This is a genomic window from Novosphingobium sp. B1 (assembly GCF_900176395.1).
Classification (GTDB): Bacteria; Pseudomonadota; Alphaproteobacteria; order Sphingomonadales; family Sphingomonadaceae; genus Novosphingobium.
On record NZ_FWXL01000001.1, the window covers coordinates 435,900 to 452,912 of the forward strand.

At 63.8% G+C, this 17,013-nt stretch carries 17 protein-coding genes and 2 riboswitches; of the genes, 3 read left to right on the top strand and 14 right to left on the bottom strand.

Annotated features, from left to right (window positions below; all coding sequences use genetic code 11):
* Window positions 1-3: 3 nt before the first annotated feature.
* From gcvH to B9A23_RS02110, 10 genes are all read right to left on the bottom strand, one after another.
* Window positions 4-375 (bottom strand): glycine cleavage system protein GcvH, encoded by a 372-nt coding sequence (gene gcvH / locus B9A23_RS02065; RefSeq protein ID WP_084277491.1) that lies wholly within the window; start codon window positions 373-375, stop codon window positions 4-6.
* Window positions 375-1,511 (bottom strand): glycine cleavage system aminomethyltransferase GcvT, encoded by a 1,137-nt coding sequence (gene gcvT, locus B9A23_RS02070; RefSeq protein WP_254894960.1) that lies wholly within the window; start codon window positions 1,509-1,511, stop codon window positions 375-377. The genes gcvH and gcvT overlap by 1 nt, the downstream gene beginning before the upstream one ends.
* Before the next feature lie 63 nt (window positions 1,512-1,574).
* Window positions 1,575-1,700: riboswitch (glycine riboswitch) on the bottom strand.
* Window positions 1,701-1,801: riboswitch (glycine riboswitch) on the bottom strand.
* A gap of 53 nt (window positions 1,802-1,854) precedes the next feature.
* Window positions 1,855-2,532 (bottom strand): NAD(P)H-binding protein, encoded by a 678-nt coding sequence (locus tag B9A23_RS02075; RefSeq protein WP_084277187.1) that lies wholly within the window; start codon window positions 2,530-2,532, stop codon window positions 1,855-1,857.
* Window positions 2,525-3,739 (bottom strand): deoxyguanosinetriphosphate triphosphohydrolase, encoded by a 1,215-nt coding sequence (locus B9A23_RS02080; protein WP_254894923.1) that lies wholly within the window; start codon window positions 3,737-3,739, stop codon window positions 2,525-2,527. The genes B9A23_RS02075 and B9A23_RS02080 overlap by 8 nt, the downstream gene beginning before the upstream one ends.
* Entirely contained in the window at window positions 3,705-4,394 is a 690-nt protein-coding gene (locus B9A23_RS02085) for an aspartate/glutamate racemase family protein (protein WP_084277189.1), read from the bottom strand. The genes B9A23_RS02080 and B9A23_RS02085 overlap by 35 nt, the downstream gene beginning before the upstream one ends.
* Window positions 4,395-4,473: 79 nt before the next feature.
* The gene (locus tag B9A23_RS02090) at window positions 4,474-4,794 is read right to left on the bottom strand and encodes a hypothetical protein (RefSeq protein ID WP_084277190.1); all 321 of its coding nucleotides are present in this window, start codon (window positions 4,792-4,794) and stop codon (window positions 4,474-4,476) included.
* Window positions 4,794-6,206 (bottom strand): NAD(P)(+) transhydrogenase (Re/Si-specific) subunit beta, encoded by a 1,413-nt coding sequence (locus B9A23_RS02095; protein WP_084277191.1) that lies wholly within the window; start codon window positions 6,204-6,206, stop codon window positions 4,794-4,796. Before B9A23_RS02095 ends, B9A23_RS02090 begins: the two co-directional genes overlap by 1 nt.
* Window positions 6,206-6,490 (bottom strand): NAD(P) transhydrogenase subunit alpha part 2, encoded by a 285-nt coding sequence (locus B9A23_RS02100; RefSeq protein ID WP_011445494.1) that lies wholly within the window; start codon window positions 6,488-6,490, stop codon window positions 6,206-6,208. Before B9A23_RS02100 ends, B9A23_RS02095 begins: the two co-directional genes overlap by 1 nt.
* 11 nt (window positions 6,491-6,501) lie before the next feature.
* Window positions 6,502-7,617 (bottom strand): NAD(P) transhydrogenase subunit alpha, encoded by a 1,116-nt coding sequence (locus B9A23_RS02105; protein ID WP_084277492.1) that lies wholly within the window; start codon window positions 7,615-7,617, stop codon window positions 6,502-6,504.
* A gap of 19 nt (window positions 7,618-7,636) precedes the next feature.
* Window positions 7,637-7,759, bottom strand: coding sequence for an aa3-type cytochrome c oxidase subunit IV (locus B9A23_RS02110; RefSeq protein WP_139797307.1), 123 nt, complete (start codon window positions 7,757-7,759; stop codon window positions 7,637-7,639).
* A 165-nt stretch (window positions 7,760-7,924) separates the two neighbouring features.
* On the opposite strand from B9A23_RS02110, the gene B9A23_RS02115 reads away from it, so the two are divergent.
* Both B9A23_RS02115 and B9A23_RS02120 read left to right on the top strand, forming a co-directional pair.
* Entirely contained in the window at window positions 7,925-9,343 is a 1,419-nt protein-coding gene (locus tag B9A23_RS02115) for a sigma-54-dependent transcriptional regulator (protein ID WP_084277193.1), read from the top strand.
* 19 nt (window positions 9,344-9,362) lie between these two features.
* Complete coding sequence (locus B9A23_RS02120; protein WP_368655922.1) at window positions 9,363-10,130, top strand: SDR family NAD(P)-dependent oxidoreductase; 768 nt, start codon at window positions 9,363-9,365, stop codon at window positions 10,128-10,130.
* Here the strand turns inward: B9A23_RS02120 and folP are convergent.
* The 3 genes from folP to B9A23_RS02135 form a co-directional block, all read right to left on the bottom strand.
* Window positions 10,127-11,236: a dihydropteroate synthase gene (gene folP / locus B9A23_RS02125; RefSeq protein ID WP_139797284.1), complete on the bottom strand. Its 1,110-nt coding sequence runs from the start codon at window positions 11,234-11,236 to the stop codon at window positions 10,127-10,129. The genes B9A23_RS02120 and folP overlap by 4 nt on opposite strands.
* Window positions 11,233-12,375, bottom strand: a complete 1,143-nt coding sequence (locus B9A23_RS02130; RefSeq protein WP_084277195.1) for a site-specific DNA-methyltransferase — start codon at window positions 12,373-12,375, stop codon at window positions 11,233-11,235. Before B9A23_RS02130 ends, folP begins: the two co-directional genes overlap by 4 nt.
* A gap of 207 nt (window positions 12,376-12,582) precedes the next feature.
* Complete coding sequence (locus B9A23_RS02135; RefSeq protein WP_084277196.1) at window positions 12,583-13,173, bottom strand: ribonuclease HII; 591 nt, start codon at window positions 13,171-13,173, stop codon at window positions 12,583-12,585.
* A gap of 49 nt (window positions 13,174-13,222) precedes the next feature.
* Here B9A23_RS02135 and B9A23_RS02140 point away from each other — a divergent pair, with 49 nt between their 5' ends.
* On the top strand, window positions 13,223-14,356 hold the full coding sequence (locus tag B9A23_RS02140; protein WP_084277494.1) for a PQQ-dependent sugar dehydrogenase: 1,134 nt from the start codon (window positions 13,223-13,225) through the stop codon (window positions 14,354-14,356).
* 485 nt (window positions 14,357-14,841) lie between these two features.
* Here the strand turns inward: B9A23_RS02140 and B9A23_RS02145 are convergent, their stop codons facing one another.
* Window positions 14,842-16,941: a S8 family peptidase gene (locus B9A23_RS02145; protein WP_176217843.1), complete on the bottom strand. Its 2,100-nt coding sequence runs from the start codon at window positions 16,939-16,941 to the stop codon at window positions 14,842-14,844.
* Window positions 16,942-17,013 lie beyond the last annotated feature (72 nt).

Here is a 17,013-nt window from a genome sequence, read left to right on the forward strand (position 1 = left end):
GGATCACAGCTCCGCGACGTAGGCCTGGTAAGCGGCCTCATCCATCAGGCCTTCGAGTTCGGCAGTGTCGGCAAGCGCCATTTTCCACAGCCAGCCCTCGCCTTCGGGGTCCGTGTTGACCAGTTCGGGTTGGTCCTCGAGCGCGGCGTTGGCAACCGTCACCTTGCCCGAGACCGGGGCATAGACATCGGAGGCGGCCTTCACGCTGTCGACGACCGAGGCGCTATCGCCCTTGCCGACTTCGCTGCCCTCGGCGGGCAGTTCGACAAACGTAATGTCGCCAAGCTGGCTCTGTGCGTAGTCGGTGATGCCGACCGTAGCTTCATCGCCCTCGACCGCAATCCATTCGTGGTCCTTGGTGAAATAGCGGGTCATCAAGCGGCTCCTTTGCGGTGGTAGCGATGGGGAACGAAAGGCATGGGCACGACGCTGGCAGCGAGCTTGCGGCCGCGCACATCGATGGAAAGCTGGGTGCCAGAGACGGCGAGTTCGGCCGGTACATAGGCCATGGCGATCGGGCGCTCGAGGCTGGGGGAGAAGCCACCCGAGGTGACGATACCGACTTCGTTTTCGCCAGAAAGAACCTTGGCCCCCTCACGAGCGGCCATGCGTCCTTCGATGGCGAGCCCGACACGGCGGGTGGCAGCGCCCGCGGCAATGACCGGCAAGACCTTGTCTGCACCGATGAACCCGCCATCGGTACGACGGCGCTTGTTGATGCCGAACAGCAGGTCGGCGCTGACCGGATCGATGGTCTCGGTCATGTCGTGCCCATACAGGGGCAGCCCTGCTTCGAGGCGGAGGCTGTCACGCGCGCCAAGACCAATCGGCTTCACCTGCGGCTGGGCGCAGATCAGGTCGGCAAGTTCCGCAGCGTTTTCAGCTGGAACCGCAATCTCGAACCCATCCTCGCCCGTGTAGCCGGAGCGGCTGATCCAGGCATCGATGCCGCCAAGCTTGAACTGACCGCCGCGCATGAATGTCAGCGCCGACAGCGGATGATCGCCCGAAACCAGCGGCTCGAGAGCTTCAAACGCCTTCGGTCCCTGCAAGGCAAAGAGGGCATTGTCCTCAAGATGGTTCAGCGTCACCGCATCGGGCAGATGTTCGCGCAAATGGCCGATGTCGTCCCACTTGGTTGCTCCGTTGACCACGAGATAGAAGCCCGTGCCCCAGCGCGTGACCATCAGGTCATCGAGGATGCCGCCTTCTTCGTTCAACAGCAGCGAATAGCGCACGCCGCCCACGGGCAGGGTTGAAAGATCGATCGGCAGAACTTGCTCGAGCGCGGCCTCGGCACCCTCGCCCGATACGTAAAGCTGGCCCATGTGCGAGACGTCGAAGAACCCAGCGCTCTCGCGGGTCCACAGGTGCTCGGCGATTATTCCTTCGAACTGCACCGGCATCCAGTACCCGGCAAAGTCCACCATACGCCCACCACGGGCGCGATGCCACTGGTCAAGCGGAAGCACCAGCGGGCCGGTCGGTACGTCCGGATCGATATCGTCAATGTCGGCAGGATTATTGTATGTGTCGCTCACAAATATCATTCCCGTGCAGTTCAGACGCCATGCGGCGCCCCCTCTGTCACGGAAACCTGAGAGCTTTCCCCCGCCCGCCTCTCCAGACGGGTTTGGTTGGGGTTACCCCTTCGGCGGCCCTTCCCTTTTCGGGAAGTGGCACTTTCCAGAGTGTCGCTATCGACCAACGCGGTCCATTTGCCTGAGAGATTCCGGGGCGGTTGCTCCTTCGGCGTCTCTCGACCCTGAACGAATCGAGAGAGCTCTCCCGCGCGATCAGCGACGGCTCCTCATCGTTGCACTGCAGCGCCAAGTCAACTGCGCTGCGACAAGCTTATCCCCGACGCAGGATGCGCTGCATATCGTCATGCTGATGCACGACGCGCCCGCGCTGCCTCGTACCGGCCAGCGTCAGTATGACCCGCGCGACATCGCCCGCCTTGGCCGACCGATATTTGCGCAAGCTTCCCATCATCAGCAAGTCGGCCAGTGGGCTCAGGATCATCCCGACCTTCTCGGCAAGGCGCACGGGCCCTTCGCGCTTGCCGCGCAACAAGCCCGGACGGATGATGTCGAGCCGGTCGAAATGCAGCTTGGCCAGCTTGTCCTCAACCTCTCCCTTGACCGATAGATAGAAGTTCTTCGACGAGAACTGCGCACCGACCGAGGAAACGACGATCAATTGCCTCGCCCCAGCTGCCTTGGCCGCCGCAGCACTTTCCAACACAAGATCGTGATCCACGGCCCGGAAGGCCTGCTTGTCGCCACCCACGGCCTTGATCGTGGTGCCCAGTGCAATCACCACGGTATCGGGCCGTCCCGCGGCGATGGCATCGGGCCAGTGCCCGGTGTCGGACAGGAGCATTTCCATCCGCGCGCCCTTCGGCAAGGGCACTTCGCGGCGGGCTACGGCCACGAGGTGAACGTCAGGACGTCCGACAGCCTCTGCCATGACGGCCCGGCCAATCAGCCCGGTTGCGCCGACCAGAACCACGCGCGTCTGGTCAGACATTGCGCAGCCCCTCCGGCGCCTGCCCGAACAGCTTGGCGTAACTGTCGATCGCGTAGCGGTCGGTCATGCCGGAGATGAAGTCGGCGATGTGCCGGGTTCTGGCAGGTTCTTCGGCAGGCAGCGACGAACGCCAGCTTTCCGGCAAGAGCGCTGGGTCATTTGCATAAGCCCTGAACAGCGATGCGATCACGTTTCGCGCGCGATCTGCCGTCTGGCACTGTTCTTCGTGCAGATAGAGGCGCTGATACATGAACTGCTTTAGCGCCCGTTCCTCCTCGGCCATCGCGGCAGAGAAGCCGGCCAGTGGCCGACCTGCACTGCGAACATCCTCGACGCTCGCCACACCGGCATCCCTGATGTTGGCCTGCGCTGTCGCGATGACGTCGTTGACCATGTGGCCGATCTGCCCGCGAACCAGTTCGCGCAACATCCGGTCTTGCTGCGCCCCCGGAAAACGACGCTCTATTCCGCGCCACTGATCCGCCACGGATGGCAGTTCGAGCAACTGGTCGAGGCAGAGGAACCCCGCTCGCAACCCGTCGTCGATGTCGTGGTTGTCGTACGCAATATCGTCGGAAATCGCGGCCACTTGCGCTTCGAGCGACGCAAATGTCCGAAGATCAAGCGGAAAACCTGCGTCCAGTTCCTCCAGCGCCCAGGTCGGCTTCAGGATCGGCCCGTTGTGCTTTGCAAGGCCCTCAAGTGTCTCCCACGAAAGGTTCAGCCCTTCATGCCCGCAATAGGGGCTCTCGAGCCGCATCAGCACGCGAAGGGTATTCGCGTTGTGATCAAAGCCGCCAGCCCCGGCCATCGCCTCTTCCAGGGCATCTTCCCCGGCGTGGCCGAAAGGCGGATGGCCGATGTCGTGCGCCAGGCACAAAGCCTCGGTCAGGTCTTCGTCCAGGCCGAGCGCGCGCGCAATCACGCGCCCGATCTGGGCCACTTCCAGACTGTGCGTCAGTCGTACGCGATAGTGGTCGCCGTCGGGCGCGATGAACACCTGCGTCTTGTGGCGAAGCCGCCGGAACGCGATGGAATGGATAATGCGGTCGCGATCACGCTGGAACGCGCTGCGAGGCCCGCGCGATGCCTTGTCGTCAAGACCGAACTCCCGCCCGCGCGTGCGCGCAGGGTCGCTGGCGAAAGGTGCGCGGCCCTCGATCATGCTGAGATCAACCGAGAATCCAGTCGACTGCCGCCTGTGCATGGATCCGCGTACCGTCAAAGATCGGCAGCACGTTGGCATCGACATCGATCACCATGTCGAGTTCGGTGCACGCCAGAACTGCACCTCTCGCGCCGCGCTGGCCCATGTTGGTCAGCATCGTCTTGAACGTCCGCTCTGCCGAGCGCGAGGCCTTGCCCAGCATCAGCTCGTCATAGATGATCTGGTCCATTGCCTCGACTTCCTCGACCACCGGCGGCAGCAGGCTCACCCCGTGGGCAACCAGGCGCTTGCGGTAGAAGCTCTCCATCACGACATTGCGCGTGCCAAGGAGCGTTGCGTTGGTAACGCCGGCCTCCTTCATCTTCGCGCCAACCGCGTCGGCAATATGGATCACGGGTACCGATACGGCCTCCGCCACCTTGTCATAGACCTTGTGCATCGAATTCGCGCCAATCAACAGCGCGGTGGCTCCGGCCTGCTCCAACCTGCGGGCGCTGTCAGTCAGCACCTCGGCGGCATGGTCCCACTGCTCCGGCGTGGACAGCCGGATCAGGTCGGTGAAGTCGAGGCTTTCGATCAGCAGCGGCGCGCTGGCCATCTTCGAGGTGCGAGCCTGCACCAGCTGGTTGATGTCTTCATAATAGGTGCGGGTCGAAACCCAGCTCATGCCGCCGATAAGGCCGATCTTGCGCAAAACGATAACTCCCCGGGCTTGGATGACAGGCCCCTGTTTGCACCGGCCTTACGAAAGGCCGCGCGGGAGGTCCAGAGTGCTAGCGCCTCTTCTCGGGCGCCAGACCGCTCGCACAGAGCGCTGCGGCGCTTGTCGTCACGCCGAGCAGCTCGGCGTCTCCCAGACGCTTTACGGTAGCGACATAGTCGGCCAACCCGCGCTTGACGCCCTGCAGCGCCTGCAGGCGCTTCAACTGGCCGATGCTCAGACGGTCGGTCATCCGTTCTGCCATGCAGGCGGCATTGCTATCGGACAGGCCCGCATCGACCAGAGCCGAGCGGACCTTTCCGTAAGCCAATTTCGATGGCGCGCATGACGCCACCATCAATGCGATTGCAACGACGGTGACGCACCTGGCCATCAGTGGGCCAGCGCCTTGACGATGTCCTCGACCATCTTCTTGGCATCGGCCAGCAGCATCATCGTCTGGTCCATGTAGAACACGTCGTTGTCGACGCCGGCATAGCCCACGCCGCCCATCGAGCGCTTGACGAAGAAGATCGTCTTGGCCTTGTCCACATCGAACACCGGCATGCCGTAGATCGGCGAGGACTTGTCGGTCTTGGCAGCCGGATTGACCACGTCGTTGGCGCCAATGATGAAGGCAACGTCAGCTTGCGCGAACTCGCTGTTGATGTCCTCAAGTTCGAACACTTCATCATACGGCACGTTGGCCTCGGCCAGCAGCACGTTCATGTGGCCGGGCATGCGGCCCGCGACCGGGTGAATGGCGTATTTGACGTTGACGCCTTCCTTCTTGAGTACGTCGCCCATCTCGCGCAGCGCGTGCTGCGCCTGGGACACGGCCATGCCGTAACCCGGAATGATGATGACGTTCTCGGCTTCCTTCATCATGTAAGCGGCATCTTCGGCAGAGCCGCGCTTCCAGGGGCGTTGCTCCTTGGCAGCGCCGCCACCGGCAGCAGCCTCAGCACCGAAGCCGCCTGCGATAACCGCCAGGAACCCGCGGTTCATCGCCTTGCACATGATGTACGAAAGGATCGCACCCGAGGAGCCGACCAGCGCGCCGGTCACGATCATCGCGGTGTTGTGCAGCGTGAAGCCCATCGCTGCAGCCGCCCAGCCCGAGTAGGAGTTGAGCATCGAGACGACCACCGGCATGTCCGCGCCGCCGATCGGGATGATCAGCAGGAAGCCGATGATGAACGACAGCACGGTGATGGTGGCGATCACCCAGGCTGACTGGTCCTGCGTGAAGTAGGCCACCAGCCCGATGATCGCGATCAGCGTGCCGAGGTTCAGCACATGGCGTCCCGGCAGCAGGATCGGCGAACCGCTCATCTTGCCCGCCAGCTTGAGGAAGGCGATGACCGAGCCGGAGAAGGTGATCGCGCCGATGGCAATGCCAAGGCCCAGTTCGATGCGGCTGACCGGGTTGATCTGGCCATCGGGCAGCATGATCCCGAAGGCATCGGGATTGAGATAGGCCGCAAGGCCCACCAGCACGGCGGCAAGGCCGACCAGCGAGTGGAACGCGGCGACCAGCTGCGGCATGTCGGTCATCGCGATCTTGCGGGCGATGACGAAGCCGATGCCGCCGCCGATGGCCAGCGCCACGATGATTTCAGGTAGGCTCGCAATTTCGTGCGTCAGCAGTGTGGTGGCGACCGCGATGGTCATGCCGATCATGCCATAGCGGTTGCCTGCACGGCTCGTCGCGGGACTGGAAAGCCCACGCAGCGCGAGAATGAAGAGGACGCCCGAGACCAGATAGGCCAGCGCGACCCAGGGAGAGACAGCGACGTGTTCCATCACTTCTTCTCCTTCTTCTTGTACATCGCGAGCATCCGCGCCGTCACGGCGAAGCCGCCGAAGATGTTGACCGAAGCCAGCACCACCGCGCCCAGCCCCAGCCACTTGGCCGAAGGACTACCGGCAGCGGCCGAAGCGACCAGCGCGCCAACCACGATCACAGAGGAGATCGCATTGGTCACCGCCATCAGCGGCGTATGCAAAGCCGGCGTGACCGACCAGACGACGTAATACCCGACAAAGCAGGCGAGCACGAAAATGCTCAGGATCGAAATGAAATCCATGTCAGGCCCCCTCAGCCGAGCAGTCGTTCGTTTACAACCTTGCCGCCCTGCGTCAGGCGAATGGAGTTGCCGATTTCCTCGTCCAGAACAGGTTTGCCCTGCTCCTTGTCCCAGAAGGCCGAGAGGAAGTTGTAGAGATTGCGTGCAAACAGCGCCGAAGCGTCGGCCGGAAGGTGCGCAGGCGTGTTCGAATAGCCGACGATCTTGACGCCATGCTTTTCGACGACCTGATCGGGCACCGAACCCTCGACGTTTCCGCCTTGCGCCACGGCAAGGTCGTAGATCACCGAGCCGGGCTTCATTGTCGCGATCTGCGCGTCAGAGATCAGGCGTGGTGCAGCGCGGCCCGGGATCAGCGCGGTGGTGATCACGATGTCCTGCTTGGCAATGTGCGAGCTGACCAATTCGGCCTGCGCCTTCTGGTATTCCTCGCTCATTTCCGTGGCATAGCCACCGGCGCCCTCACCTTCGATGCCAGCAACGCTCTCCACGAAGATCGGCTTGGCGCCGAGCGACTGGATCTGTTCCTTGGTGGCCGAGCGCACGTCAGTTGCCGAAACCTGCGCGCCAAGTCGGCGCGCCGTTGCGATCGCCTGAAGCCCGGCAACGCCTACGCCCATGACAAAGCACTTGGCAGCAGAGACCGTGCCCGCCGCGGTCATCATCATCGGAAACGCGCGGCCATAGAGGTTGGCGGCGACCAGCACCGCCTTGTAACCGGCGAGGTTCGACTGCGAAGACAGGATGTCCATGCTCTGTGCGCGGGTGATGCGCGGCATGAATTCCATCGCCAGCGCTTCGAACCCGGCAGCGGCATAGGCATCGACCCGCGCCCGCTTGCCGAACGGATCGAGCCCGGCAACAATCCACGCGCCGGGATTGGTGCCAGCCAGCAGCTCAGGTTCCGGCCCCTGCACGCCGAGCACGATATCCGCACCCTGCACCGCATTGTCCGCAACCTCGGCCCCTGCTGCGCGATAATCATCGTCGGAGATCGAGGCGGTGATGCCCGCCCCGCTTTCGACAGCTACCGTGGCCCCGAGGGCAATGAACTTCTTCACAGTCTCCGGCGATGCCGAAACCCTGCTCTCCCCTGTCGCGCGTTCCCGAAGGACGGCGATCTTCATTGCCCCCGCCACGGCGCTCTTACTGGATCACCAGGATGACCACGAAAACCAGCACACAAATTGCCGGCGTGGCCCACTTCACCATGTTCACGAAACCTTCGTAGGTCGACTTAGCAGCCTTGATGTCGTTTGCCGGAGCCATTTTCTTCCCCAAAAACCATGCGCCACCGGGGCGCGACATTCATGCTCTAGCGCTCGCTGTCTGCACTCTCAAGTGTGGAGCAGTCGCATAGCGCTTAATCGGCTCTTTACCCTATCGCCTTAGAGCAAGGCTCCTGACGTATTTGCGGGGGTCATAAAGGTAGACATGCAGGAGTCCGAACAGCGCCTTCTCATGCTGATCGATGACGAACCCGCCCAGTGCCGCCTGATTTCAGCGCTGGCATCGCGGGAGGGATGGCGCACGATCATCGCGCGCGATTCGGAGAGTGCGATTGCCACGCTCGGTACGCGCCAGGGCATGCAGCTTGGCGCGATCATCCTCGACCAGTGGGTGCCGGGCGACGATGCCTGCGCCCTGATTGCCGAACTCAAGGCCCGCCGCCCCGCTCTGCCAATCCTCATGCTGACAACCAGCAGTTCGCCCCTCCTTGCCGTAGAGGCCATGCGCGCCGGGGCCACGGATTACCTCATCAAGCCGGTTGCTCCCGAGCGTTTGCTGCAGGCTCTGCGCAGTGCGACGTCACGCGAGACCGACGCCAGCGAATTGCAGCCCCTGACCGAAAAGCTGGGCGCTCCACTCGACTTCGATTCGATGATCGGCGCAGCCCCAGCCTTCCGGGCGGCGCTTGCTGTTGCAGCCAAGGCCGCCCGCACCCACGGGAATATCCTGATCGAAGGCGAAAGCGGCACGGGCAAGGAAATGCTTGTGCGCGCCATGCACGCCGCAAGCCCGCGAAGCCGCAGCGCGTTGCGGACGATCAATGCCGGCGGCATTCCCGCCAACCAGATAGAATCGGCCTTGTTCGGCCACGAGAAGGGTGCCTTCGCCGGTGCGTTCGAACGGCACGTAGGCCTGCTCCAGCATGCTGATGGCGGCACGCTCGTGATCGACGAGGTCGATCGCCTGCCAGACAACGTTCAGGAACGCCTCGCTCGCTTCCTCGATCGTGGCGATGTCCAACCGATCGGCGCCCGCCACTCGTTCCGGGTCGACGTGCGGGTGATAGCCTGCGCCAACGCCGGTTTGCGAGATCTTGTCGAGACTGGGGATTTCCGGTCGGATCTGCATGCACTGCTCGCGCAGACCCAGGTGCACCTGCCCGCATTGCGCGAACGTCCTGCCGACATCCCGGCACTGGCCCGCCATTTCCTTGCCCGCATCGGAGAACAGCCCGGTCTTCGCCCGCTCGGGATCACCGACGGCGCACTGGCACTGCTTGCCGCCTATGACTGGCCCGGCAATGTCCGCCAATTGCAGGCCACCCTGTTCCGCGCCGCCGTGTTCTGTGATGGCGAAGCGCTGACGGCGCAGGATTTCCCGAGCCTTTCCAGCATGATCGGCGAAAGCAGCCGCCGCGCGCCCAGCGTCACCGACGGTGCCGGCATCACGCTGTTCGCTCCTGACGGCAACCTGCGCCCCCTCGAGGAAATCGAGGCCGACGTCATCCGCCTTGCCATCGGCCATTACCGCGGCCGCATGACCGAGGTTGCCCGGCGCCTCGGTATCGGGCGCTCCACCCTTTATCGCAAGCTTTCGGAACTGGGCATCGACAACGCCGCCTGACCCGCGCTAGCCTTTCGTCATGATGGGAATGACGGAATTTGCAGGGCGGACCGCGCTCGTGACCGGAGCCGCTTCAGGCATCGGCGCCGCCAGTGCGAGATGGCTTGATGCGCAAGGCATCGGCGAACTCATTGTTATCGATCTGGATCGTCCGGCCCTCGACGAACTGAAGCTGTCGTGCCGCGTTTCCCCGGTCGGCGGTGACGTATCCGATCCTGCGCTCTGGAAACTCCTGGAGCGCGAAGGACGGGCCATCGACTATGCCGTGCTCAACGCGGGCATAGCCTCCAACGGCGAAATCACCGATCTCGACATCGCCAGTTGGCGCAAAACGCTCGCCGTCAATCTTGATGGCATGTTCCTCTCCTTGCGCACTTCGCTTCGGGTGATGAAGAAGGCCGGCAAGGGAGCCGTCGTGCTCACCGCGTCAGTCTCGGGCATCAAGGCGGCGGCCGGCACTGCTGCCTATTCGGCATCGAAGGCCGCAACCATCCAGCTTGCCAAGGTCGCTGCAGCCGAAGCCGCGCGATATGGCGTCAGGGTCAATGCCATTGCCCCGGGTGGCGTGGATACCGGCATCTGGGACCGTGCAGAATGGTTCGGAGCCCTCGTCGAACAGCATGGTGGCCGGGCCGAAGCTCTCGCGGCAATGGCGCGCGATGCAACACCGCTCGGACGTTTCGCCAGCGCAGAGGAGGTCGCCGCGCAGATCGGTTTCCTGCTTTCAGACGCTGCGGCAACCGTAACCGGCACGTGCCTCGTCAGCGACGGTGGCGTATCGCTCTAGGCCAGTTGGCTGAAGTCCGTCAGCGCCGCATCGCGTAGGCCCCGCCAGACATGCAGTGCTTGCACCGTCTCGGCAACGTCATGCACGCGCACCATCTGGCATCCCGCGTCCATCGCCTTGAGCGCCAGCATGACCGAGCCAGCCATGCGCTGGTGCGCAGGCGCCTCGTTCGAAAGCGCACCGATCATCCGCTTGCGGCTTGCGCCGAACAGGATCGGTTGGCCCAACGCGTGAAACATTGGCAGCGCATTGATCAGGGCAAGGTTCTCGGCGAGCGACTTGCCAAAGCCGATGCCCGGATCGAGCAGGATCCTGTCCCGTGCGATTCCCGCCGCCATTGCGGCATCGCGCCGTTCGCGCAGCGCGTCGAAGACATCCAGCACGACATCGGCATAGTCGCCATCGGCATGAAGATCCCCGTCACTGCCTGGCGCATGCATCAGGATCACTGGCGCACCGGATCGCGCAACGATCTCGGCCGTGCGGGCATCGTGGCGCATTGCCGATACGTCGTTGACGATATGCGCTCCTGCGGCCAACGCGGCCTCGATCACCGTCGATCGCCTGCTGTCGATCGAGATGGCGGCGCCCGCAGCCGCCAGATTCTCGATCACCGGGACGACGCGCTTCACCTCGTCCCCTTCCCACACCGCGCCTGCGCCGGGCCGCGTCGATTCTCCGCCCACATCTATCAGCGCGGCCCCGGCTGAAAGCATCGCGTGCGCATGTTCCAACGCTGCATCGGGCTTGTCGAGGAACTTGCCGCCGTCAGAGAAGCTGTCAGGCGTCACATTCAGGATGCCCATGAGCTGCGGCTGGTCGAGCCGCAGCATGCGCTGACCGCAAGCGATTGGCGCGTGTGAGCGGCGCAAGTTGTCCCACTGCTCTGTCGCATCGGCGGCAAGTGCATCGGGAAGGCCGGCAATAGCCTCACGTGCCTCGGCTCCACCAAAGCGGCGTCGCGACACCACTTTGGTGCCATCGCACACGAGCAGGCCGAAGCGGCTGGCATAGACCAGTCCTCCGCCCAGCCTGATCGCTTCGCCGTCCTCCGCCTGCGGACTGTCGGCCAGCGCGATTGGCCGGATATAGACGCTTGGCATCAGTCCTCGACGGCGAGGAGGTAGAGTTGCCGCAGCGCATCGATGGGCTTCACCTCGCCCTCATGCTCGACATGCCAGAACGTCCAGCCATTGCACGAAGGCGCGCCTTGCAGCTTGGCACCAAGTCCGTGGATCGAACCGATCTCCGCGCCGGCCTGAAGCGAACCGTCGGCGCGCACCACCGCTTCGAACTTCGCCTTCTTGGCCGTCAGCCGCGTGCCGGGGGCAAGCATCCCGCTTTCGACCAGCGCACCGAACGCCACCTTGGGCGCGCTGCGCTTGGATTGCATTGTCGTTAGCGCACTCTCATCAAGCGGCAGCGCCAGTTCGATGCGCTCCTGCGCCACTTCGATGTAGTCGTCCTCACGCTCGCAGCCGATCCAGTCTCGGCCCAAACGCTTGGCTACTGCGCCCGTGGTGCCAGTGCCGAAGAACGGGTCGAGCACCACGTCGCCCTTGTTGGTCGTTGCCAGCATCACGCGATAGAGCAGGGCCTCGGGCTTTTGCGTCGGGTGCGCCTTGGTGCCGTTGCGGCGCAGGCGTTCCGGTCCCGAACAGATCGGCAGCACCCAGTCCGAGCGCATCTGCAACTCGTCGTTGAGCGTCTTCATCGCGCGATAGTTGAAGGTGTACTTCGACTTCTCGCTCTTCGATGCCCAGATCAGCGTCTCGTGCGCATTGGTGAACCGCGTGCCCTTGAAGTTTGGCATCGGGTTCGCCTTGCGCCAGATGATGTCGTTCAGGATCCAGAAGCCCAGGTCCTGCAGGATCGTGCCGACGCGGAAGATGTTGTGATAGCTGCCGATCACCCAGATCGACCCGTCGGGCTTCAGCAGGCGTCGCGCTTCGGCCAGCCATTCGCGGGTGAACTTGTCGTAAGTCGCAAAGCTGGAAAACTTGTCCCAGTCGTTGGTCACCGCATCGACATGGCTGCCATCAGGCCGCGCCAGATCGCCACCCAACTGCAGGTTGTAAGGCGGATCGGCAAAGATCATGTCGATCGAGGCATCGGGGAGTTTGCGCATCTCGGCAATGCAGTCACCGCGCAGGATCTGGTTTACCGGAAGCGCAACATCCGCCTTCAGCACCTTTGCCGGCGCCGCACGCAATGCTTTCGCGCGTTCCTTGACTGCAACTGCCATATCTTGTCCCTGACCCCTTGTGGATAAGGTCACCGTTTGAGTCATCGCGGACTCGCCGTCAAGCGTCGACTCGCCAGAATTCGGCGAGTCGCGCGGGGTTCAGGATGAGAACGAACAGAGTCTATTTCGATATGTTGAGTCTTGGACAGCCTACGAGACTCAACATCTGGTGGTGTGTCCGCGCGGACTCACCACCAAAATTTTTCGTCAGAGCAACTGCAACTGCGCGACCGGAGCAAAGCTGCGCCGATGCAGCGGGGTCGGCCCATGTTCACGCAGCGCCGCAAGGTGTTCGGGCGTGCCATATCCTGCATTGCGCTCCCACCCGTAGTGCGGATGCTCCAGCGCCGCCTCGCGCATGATCCGGTCGCGGTGTTCCTTGGCGATGATCGAGGCGGCGGATATGCACGGCTCCAGCGCATCCCCGCCGACGATCGGCCGCGCCGGCCAGCACCATTCTGGCCGACGACCATGAGGCGTCAAGTTGCCGTCGACGAGCACCTCGCCCACGCCCTCGTCATGCGCAATCTGATCGCACAACGCCTGCACTGCCAGCGTCATCGCCAGCATCGTCGCGCCGAAGATGTTGAGCCGGTCGATCTCCTCGGGCTCGACCACGCCAACCGCCCATCTGCACCGGCGCTTGATCTTCTCTTCCAGCTCCGCCCGCCGTGCCGCGCTCAGCTTCTTGGAATCGTCCAGCCCTGATGGCCGCGGCTTGCACAGCACCACGGCTGCCGCCACGACCGGCCCGGCCAAAGGCCCACGCCCCGCCTCGTCCACGCCAATGGTGACCATGGACGAAAAGGAGGTGGCACAACTGGCGTCTGAGGGCATTGTGGCTTGCATGACGAATCCGATCCTGCGCTCGCTATCGCCGCTCGCCTTGCTTCTCGCAAGCTGCGGCTCATCGATTTCCGCCCAAGGTGCCGATCCGGCCGCCGCTGGCATCGCGATCACCGACGTCGCCACCTTTGACGAGCCATGGGCGATGACCTTCCTGCCCGGCACCAGGATGGCACTGATCACCGAGAAGAAGGGCAAGCTCAAGCTCTGGACCGAAGGCACGAGCAACGCCGTTGACGTCTCCGGCACGCCGACCGTCGATTACGGCGGACAGGGCGGCTTCGGCGACGTCGTAGCCGCACCCGATTTCGCTCAGAGCGGCATGGTCTATCTCAGCTGGGTCGAAGCGGGCGAAAGCGACACGCGCGGCGCAGTCGTCGCGCGGGCCAAACTGGTGATGGGCGACGCGCCGCGCCTCGAAGGCTTAAATGTGATCTGGCGGCAGTTCCCCAAGGTCACCGGCAAGGGCCACTTCTCGCACCGCATCGCCTTCTCGCCAGACGGAAAGTACCTGTTCATCTCCTCGGGCGAGCGGCAGAAGTTCACCCCGGCACAGGACCTTGCGGTCAACCTCGGCAAGGTCATCCGCCTCCTGCCCGATGGCACCCCCGCTCCCGGCAATCCCTTTGCCGACAAGGGCGGCGTTTCGGCGCAAATCTGGTCCTACGGTCACCGCAACCTGCTCGGCCTCGCCTTCTCGCCCGACGGCCGCCTGTGGGACCTCGAACACGGCCCTGCCGGCGGTGACGAAATCAACCACGTCGAACCCGGCAAGAACTACGGCTGGCCCTTGGTGTCAGACGGCGACCACTACGACGGCAAGCCGATTCCCCGCAACAAGACCCGCCCTGACCTCGCCCAGCCCGCGATCAGCTGGAACCCCGTCATCGCGCCGGGCGACATGATCTTCTACACCGGCCAAGCCTTCCCCCAATGGCAAGGCCAGGCCCTGATCGCCGCCTTGGGCGCAGGCGGCATCGTCCGCGTGAAGATCGACGGCGAAAAGGCGACGGAACTGGAGCGCATAGACTTCGGCAACCGCATCCGCGAAATCGAGCAGGCCCCGGATGGCACGATCTATGTGCTGGAGGATGGTGAAGGCGCGAAGTTAAGGCATGTGGTGCCGAAGGGGTGAGCCAAACTAGCGCTGATCAGTTTTGTGTGAGAGCGGATGGCACAACTAGCATGTCCTCTTTCGCCCATTTGCGAACGCTAGACACTTAACCGCGCTGGCTTCAACCACGCTAACAGCACCGCAAAGACACCTCCCACGAATGCAGAAATCGCGATCCAGCCTGCAATGAACGGCAAGGTAGGAGCGCAGTAATCGAAGCAAAACCTATTCGGTCCATTACCTACAGACCGACCTCCGAAAATGCCAACGAAGTGGTCCCAGTAGTCTCCTCCCCCCATGACCGCTGCGGTGATATAAAGCCGGATGATCCATGCTTGAATAATACCGGCAACAAGAGCGGCGCTAAAGAGGATCAGTGCTAGTAGGAGCCTTCTGTCTCGCCTCAATCTATGCCTCCCTTACAGTGCCGATGATCAGGATAATCCAAACAACGTCCGGTTTCACCCACCGTCAGTCGCTTCGCCAAACAAGGATGGTGTCACTTCTCAAAACCCCCGCGACCACCTTACCGCAACCCCACCATCGTCCGGCGCACCCACAAAATGCCCCGGCTCCCGGCGGAAGAACACGCTGGCCGAGGCATCGCCGCCCCACAGCGCCGTCGCCCAGGCCAGTTCGGCATCAAGCTCCCGCCCCTTAGGCGCCAGCGACAGCGGCACGCGGGCGAAAGTGGCGCTTTGCGTCGCATAGTCCCACGCTACCGGCAGGTTCAGTTCCAACCCGCCGCGCTCAACCCGCAGCGGTTGCGAGACGCGCAAGGCCAGTCGGTCGCCACCCGCCAGCACGCCTTCGCGCGATAGATCTACGCTCCACGATGACGACACCAGTCGCGAACCACCGGTCGCCACCGCCCCACTGTCGATCCGCGTGAAGCCGAGGCTGCCAGTCGCGCCCAGCGCCCAGCCCTTCCCAAACCGCCAGCCAAGCCCCGGCGAAACAGTCGCCGTCGTCGCCCCACCGCCGCCCAGCGCATCGGCAAACCGCGCGCCCAGTACCGTGCGCTCCTCGCGCATCAGGCCGAGGCCAAGCCGCCAATCGAACGCCCCGCCCTGCCCGCCATCGAGCGCAAAGCCGATCTGCGTCATCCAGTCCTCGCGCCGTTCGCGCAAGGGATCGGGCCGCACCAGCACGCTGCGCTCCGCCGAAACCGTCAGGCCAAGCTTGCCCAACCGATAGCGCGCCGCCATCCCCGTCTCGGGCCGGGTGAAGAGCCCGCTCGCCATGCCCGCCACAAGAAACTGCGGTTCGTGCCGCTGCTGCAACCGCGCGGTGAGGCTGTCCGCGCTGACCTTCCAGCCCAGCGCCAGATCGAGGGACTTGTCGAGCCGCGTCACCACCGAAGATGCGAGGACTCGCGCCTGCGCCTGCTGTCCGGGCTCCAGCCGCATCGGCACGGCGCCGAAACGGCGATCCACCGTGAAGGCCAGTGCCACGGGGCCGGCATCGATCGCCAAGGGGCGCAAGCCGGTGCTGAGGCTGTCGTGCAGGACTGGCCTCAAGGCCGCACTACGCAAGCCTGCAGCCAGATCGAGGCGATAGGCGCGCTGATAGCCATCGAGCATTACGGTTCCGACCGAACTGCCGGTGATGGCGTCGCCCATGGCGGTGCTCGTGGCCCCGGCCAGAGTGCTCAGCGAGACCTGCGTCGCCGTCCCGGCAAGCGAGGTTGCCCCCTGCGGCGAAAAAGCGTTGGCGATGTCGAGGATGCCGCGTCCGTAGAGCGAATCCGTGCCAGCGGCACCGGCGTCGCGCGCGGTGCGCAGCAACAGGCTCACGATCTGTGCACCCGTCAGGTTTGGGAACGCTTGTGCCAGCAGCGCCACCGCGCCCGAGACCTGAGGCGCTGCAAAGCTGGTCCCGTTGACGACCGTGACGAACGTGCCTTGCGCGTTGGTGGTCGTCCTGATCTGGCTGCCGTCATAAACGCAGCAGATACCCTGCCCTTGCGCCATGATGACCGACGAGGCCAGCGTACCGGGCCGATTGCTGAAGTCCGAAAGCGTACCGTTCTCGTCAACCGAGCCAACGATGATCACGTTGCCCGGTGCGGCCTGCAGGACTGAAGCGGCAAGCGGATCTGGATTGTTGGGATCGACACCGGCTGCAGTGCTCTTGCCCTCGTTCCCTGCCGAGATGACCACGACAACGCCGGCATTCGCTGCCCGGGCCACGGCATTGCGCAGGACTGCGTTGGCCGCGTCCCCGCCCAGAGACAGGTTGATGACGCGGGCCCCCGCATTCACGGCGGCATCAATGCCGGCAGCAATGTTGCTGTCGGAAAACGTGCAGCCGTCGCCGCTCGAGCAGGATCCGTCGGTGTCGGCCCGCAACATTTGGACAGTCGCGTTCCAGGCAATCCCGAGAATGCCGGAATTGTTGCGCGCTGCGGCAGCCACCAGGGCAACCTGGGTGCCGTGGTCATCGTCTGCGTTCGCCACCTGCCGTCCGGAGACGACGTCGCGCGAAGAGGCTGCGATCCGGCCGGCGAACTCTGTATTTGCAGTATCAATGCCGGAATCGACAATGCTGATGGTCACGCCCTTGCCGTCGGCGCCGGCCTGCCATGCGCTGATTGCACGATGCAAGGTCGGTCCGTCGGAGCGGCGATATTCGGCAGTGTCGAAATTGATCCCGGCCGGTGTCGCCGTTGGCGTCGG

Coding starts and splice junctions, on each gene's coding strand:
- gcvH (WP_084277491.1), bottom strand. CDS start 375: ATGACCCGCTATTTCACCAAGGACCACGAATGGATTGCGGTCGAGGGC.
- B9A23_RS02090 (WP_084277190.1), bottom strand. CDS start 4,794: ATGGCCAGGTGCGTCACCGTCGTTGCAATCGCATTGATGGTGGCGTCA.
- B9A23_RS02135 (WP_084277196.1), bottom strand. CDS start 13,173: ATGGTCACCATTGGCGTGGACGAGGCGGGGCGTGGGCCTTTGGCCGGG.
- B9A23_RS02075 (WP_084277187.1), bottom strand. CDS start 2,532: ATGTCTGACCAGACGCGCGTGGTTCTGGTCGGCGCAACCGGGCTGATT.
- B9A23_RS02115 (WP_084277193.1), top strand. CDS start 7,925: ATGCAGGAGTCCGAACAGCGCCTTCTCATGCTGATCGATGACGAACCC.
- B9A23_RS02100 (WP_011445494.1), bottom strand. CDS start 6,490: ATGGATTTCATTTCGATCCTGAGCATTTTCGTGCTCGCCTGCTTTGTC.
- B9A23_RS02095 (WP_084277191.1), bottom strand. CDS start 6,206: ATGGAACACGTCGCTGTCTCTCCCTGGGTCGCGCTGGCCTATCTGGTC.
- B9A23_RS02080 (WP_254894923.1), bottom strand. CDS start 3,739: ATGCACAGGCGGCAGTCGACTGGATTCTCGGTTGATCTCAGCATGATC.
- B9A23_RS02140 (WP_084277494.1), top strand. CDS start 13,223: ATGACGAATCCGATCCTGCGCTCGCTATCGCCGCTCGCCTTGCTTCTC.
- B9A23_RS02105 (WP_084277492.1), bottom strand. CDS start 7,617: ATGAAGATCGCCGTCCTTCGGGAACGCGCGACAGGGGAGAGCAGGGTT.
- B9A23_RS02130 (WP_084277195.1), bottom strand. CDS start 12,375: ATGGCAGTTGCAGTCAAGGAACGCGCGAAAGCATTGCGTGCGGCGCCG.
- B9A23_RS02110 (WP_139797307.1), bottom strand. CDS start 7,759: ATGGCTCCGGCAAACGACATCAAGGCTGCTAAGTCGACCTACGAAGGT.
- B9A23_RS02120 (WP_368655922.1), top strand. CDS start 9,363: ATGATGGGAATGACGGAATTTGCAGGGCGGACCGCGCTCGTGACCGGA.